The 4,532-nt window shown below is 36.2% G+C and carries 4 protein-coding genes; 1 reads left to right on the plus strand and 3 read right to left on the minus strand.

The features are described from left to right. The first annotated feature begins 225 nt into the window (after positions 1-225). Positions 226-408 carry a hypothetical protein gene (locus tag CKF54_RS04635; protein ID WP_119525204.1) on the plus strand — a complete coding sequence of 61 codons (183 nt, stop codon included), beginning with the start codon at positions 226-228 and terminating at the stop codon, positions 406-408. 859 nt (positions 409-1,267) lie between these two features. Here CKF54_RS04635 and rimM read toward each other — a convergent pair. Genes rimM through CKF54_RS04650 form a run of 3 tightly spaced genes read right to left on the minus strand, consistent with a single transcriptional unit; the run spans position 1,268 to position 4,361 of the window. Beyond that, positions 1,268-1,792 carry a ribosome maturation factor RimM gene (gene rimM / locus CKF54_RS04640; protein ID WP_119525205.1) on the minus strand — a complete coding sequence of 175 codons (525 nt, stop codon included), beginning with the start codon at positions 1,790-1,792 and terminating at the stop codon, positions 1,268-1,270. Positions 1,793-1,808: 16 nt separating this feature from the next. Beyond that, positions 1,809-2,489 carry a GTP cyclohydrolase II gene (ribA, locus tag CKF54_RS04645; RefSeq protein WP_119525206.1) on the minus strand — a complete coding sequence of 227 codons (681 nt, stop codon included), beginning with the start codon at positions 2,487-2,489 and terminating at the stop codon, positions 1,809-1,811. 12 nt (positions 2,490-2,501) lie between these two features. Beyond that, positions 2,502-4,361, minus strand: a complete 1,860-nt coding sequence (locus CKF54_RS04650) for an exonuclease domain-containing protein (protein WP_119525207.1) — start codon at positions 4,359-4,361, stop codon at positions 2,502-2,504. Positions 4,362-4,532: the final 171 nt, after the last annotated feature.

Below are 4,532 nucleotides of genomic sequence, written 5' to 3' on the forward strand. Positions count from 1 at the left end.
AATTTTTTTAAAACTTTTTTAATTTATTTCGGTCTAACTAGTAGAAATAAAAAACAGAATAAAAAATAAAAATTATTTTAAAAACTATATTTATTGTTAAACTTCTAAGCTATCTATTTCTGTTGTAGGTTGTTTTGCTCTTGCTTACTAAGCATTAGCAAAACATGATCCAGACAACACAAATTTGCCAAGAGATAGCCTATCAAACAGAAAGGAATAAAAACTATGAAAACTGTAAACGTAATGTCTTTTGATTTATCAGCTCCATCAGCTAACTTAATCGCTTCTTTAGCTACTCACACTAGCAACAAAGAGTGGGATAATGTTGATTCATTCTTCGGTGTTGCTGAAGCAAACAAATACGCAAACGATAACTTCTACGGTGACTTAACTCACGAAGTAATCTAATACAGAATACCGTAAAGCCAAACATAAATTAATAAGCATTAATTAAACCGCTTTACAACCAAGCTTTTTTAAATGGCAAGCTTTAAAAAAAAGCCATTAATAAAAACAATAAGTCTATATTACATAAAGCACATTTAAGCTAACCAGCTAGCCTAAAATAAAGCTACTGAGCTTTATTAAGGGGCTAGATGTTAGTAATTGTACTAGTTTTGTTTAAGGTACAACTGCAGAAAAGTACAAGAAAGAGAGAAACTTCCGCTGAACTTTCTTCCTATTTTCTTTTAAGAAGACTTTTCTCGCAATAAGCCTTACTATCTCTTGGTACATATTGGTATATATATTTAATCTATTTGCTAAACTACTTTATCTACAATCAACAAGTTTAGATAAAGTCCGTTTCTTTTTTAAAAGGTTGTGAGAATATCACAACCTTTTAAATTATGTCTATAAACTGGAGTTAGTAGCTGAAACTGCAATTAGTAACACAACTTAAACTGCGGTTGGTAACTCTGCTTACACAGCAATTAATGACACAACTTAAACTGCTATTCGTAACACAGCTTACACAGCAACTCGTAACACAAATTAAACTGCTGTTAGTAAGCCAAGCTACAGTTTTTAGCATAAACGACTGCTAATAACACCAGTAAAAAGAGTAACAAGAAAAAGAGCTTAAGTCTCTAGGAGAATACCCTAGAAGCTTAAGCTCTTTTCTTTATCCTCTAAGTTCGTTCGGAACTTAGAGGATATTGTTTAATTCAAATTGAATTGGCAAATAGAAAAATAGAAAATCAAATGGTGATCTCTTGATCTCTGGATCTCTGGATCTCTTTGATCATTCTCTGAAATCTTTTTGCAATTAGAATTCAGGATCCCATTCAATTACGATTTTCTTGTTGTTGATATCAACTTCAACTAAGTACTTATCAATAAATGGCACCATACGATCTTTACGATTATAAGCATCTGTTAATGGTGCTTGTAATACTAGAACGTCATTAGCTCCGGTTTCCATAATTTGTGTTACTGTACCTAGTTCGTATCCAGCAGGTGTAAATACTTTACAGCCCATTAGATCTTTCCAGTAGTATTCCCCGTCAAGTTCAGGTAAATCTTCACCTTTTACATAAACGAATAGATTGTTAAAAGCTTTTGCTTCTTCAAGCGAGTCTAAACAATCTAATTTACATACTAGATGATTAGCATGAACTTTCCAGCTTTCTACTTTTACTGGAGTTAAAGTATTATTGATATTTACAAACCAATTAGCATAAGAGAAAATATTTGTTGGTTCTTCGGTAAAAGAGTTCACTCTAATCCAACCTTTGTAACCATAAGTCGAACCAAATTTACCTAAGGTAATTAATTTTTCTTTTTTTGCCATAATTGTATCTCTAAAGTTATTTTTTATGTTGCTTACAATTGTGGTCTAGATGATCATTGCCACAATCGTTATCAAAGCTTAACGGCATGTTACTGCTGTTTAAATCAGCGCTAGTAAACATGTGATCCATTTTTTCGGTTTTGATACGTAAGTAATCTTCGTTGTACTTGTTTTTACCTACTACTAAAGGACGACGAGCAACAATGTTGATTCCATCTTTACGCATTGTCTCGATTTTGTCAGGGTTATTTGTCATTAATTCAACTGATTTAACCCCTAGCATTGCGTAGATCTCCGCACATGCGTTATAGTCACGCATATCTGGAGCAAAACCTAAAGCTTCATTAGCTTCTACAGTATCAAGTCCTTGATCTTGTAAAGCGTAAGCTTTGATTTTGTTAGTTAAACCAATACCACGACCTTCAGCACGATGGTAAATTAACACGCCACAGCCTTCGGCAGCAATGCTTTGCATAGCTGTATTTAATTGGAAACCACAGTCACATTTTAATGAATGGAAAACATCTCCAGTTAAACATTCTGAGTGGATACGGCTAAGAACCTTTTCTTTACCATTTACCTCACCCATCACCATAGCTACGTGCTCTTTACCGTTAGCTAGTTCTTCAAATACCATTATTTCAAAAATACCGTACTCTGTCGGTAACGTTGCTTGTGCTTTTTTTTCTATTAACATTTCTATCTCGTTTTACTGTGCTTGTGCCTCAAGCTCTTGAGTTTCTTGTTGATAACTCTCAACGTCCTCAAGTTCATCGCTTTCCTCTTCTTCGGCTGCTTTGGCAGCCTCGAGAGCTTTTTGCATTTCGATCATTTTGGCTTTAGATTTTAAATTGTAGCTGTCCGTGATGTTAAAATCTGCGCAGAACTTTTCATGACGTTCGAGTTCTTCTTCACTTAGAGTAACCTCTAAAGCGTTAATTTGACGAACAAGTTCTGGATCAAGAGGAGGCGTGTCTTTATCTTCGAAGTTCCAAATTATTGGACTACGAAAGCCTTTGTTAGGGTCAATATACCACTCTTCTTGTAAAGAGTTAAGCATACGAGTGTAAACATCAGCCAAGATAATGGAGTCAAGTAACGCACCATGAAGCTCACGCTCTATATTCACTTCAAAACGTTCTGATAGGGCATCAAGAGAAGCACGACCATGGTAAATACTACGCGCTAATACTAAAGAGTCAATTACCAAACAAATGTCCTCAACTTCGAACGGGTAACCCGCACGTTTTAATTCCATATTCAGGAAAGACAAGTCGAACGGCGCATTGTGAATAATTAACACTTTACCCATGACCATACGCACAAAGCGCTCAGCAAAGCTTTTAAAAACAGGAGCGTCAACTAAGTCTTTGTTTTTAAAGCCATGGACTTTATAAGCTTCGTATTCAATCTCTACCCCTTCAGGGTTAAAGACTTCATCAACCATTGAAGCAACATCTTGGATGTTTAAATGGTCGTTAAGCATAGGTACCATCCCAAGGGTAATAATACGATGACCCTCTGATGGTTGCTTACCTGCTTCTTTAGTCATACCCGTGGTCTCGGTATCCATAAAGTAACAGTCAAACTTGAGATGATGCACGAGTTTTGCCCATGCTAAGCTATTTTTACAAAAGCTTTCATCTTCAGGATCTGGTGTTAAATCAGGATAATCGTAGTACAACTCTACTTCAAAGCGAGTTAGGGGATATTCACTCTCTTCAAAGTTACCACGTGCAGAAACGATAGTACGTTTAGCTTGATACTCTTCCTCATTTTGAGAAAAATTAATCGGAGGAGAAAGAGAATTCTCTACATCAGGCTGATAAAAATGACGATAAACTTGATAATCAAAAGGTCTTGCAACCTCTTGTTCAGCAACTGGGATCTCTAAACCATTTTCACCACCATAGTAAGCTCCACCCACCATGGCACCAGGAACAAACTCCTCACCACGACGACTGTCACTTCCTTGCATTGCCGAGAAATCAGCTTGCGCTTCTAAAGGTACTTGATTAAAAACATCCTCTTCAGAAACACTCAATGATCCTGGCACTTGAGTAGCAAAATCAACTTCGGCAAAATCAGCACCTGCAACTCCAGCATTTGCTAAATCAGCATTTGCTAAATTTGCACCAGCATTTGCTAAACCTGCGTTAGCGAAGTTAGATGATTCCGAGCTCCCTGCTTGAGCCATCTCTGGCTCAGCATTTTGGCTTAATGAAGAAGATACTTGTCTTGGGGATGCTTGTTCAAGTTGAGCTCCTTGCGAGTCTGCTTGCCCATTTGCTTGTGAGTTGCCTTGTAAGCCTCCTTGCAATTCAGCTTCTGAGTCTGCTTGAACAGAAAGATGTTGATCTTGAGAAGAAAACTCTAATGCGCTTTCTTGATTTTCTCCTGCAAAATCTTCATCATCTTCATCATCTTCTTCAGGATCTAAGTCACTTAAGTACATACTAGCAGAGCTAATAGGTGCTCGTGCAGCAAAATTCGCAATTTCGTCTAGAGAAAAACTTGATTTAGGTTTTTCTTCTAAAGTCTTTTCTTCCTTTTGAGCATTTTCTGACATAGAGAGTTCCTTTTAATAAGCCATAAGTTGCAGTTAGTTATTATATCAAAAATCTTTAGTTTAAGACGTGGCAAAAAGTTATAATATGATTTTAGGTTCTCAATAGCAATAACCTAAATAAAGAAAGTAAAGAAATAGGTACTTTTATTACGGATTCCCGAAAATCATTGA

Origin of the sequence: Psittacicella hinzii, assembly GCF_003585885.1 — a bacterium.
In the GTDB taxonomy this organism is placed as follows: domain Bacteria; phylum Pseudomonadota; class Gammaproteobacteria; order Enterobacterales; family Psittacicellaceae; genus Psittacicella.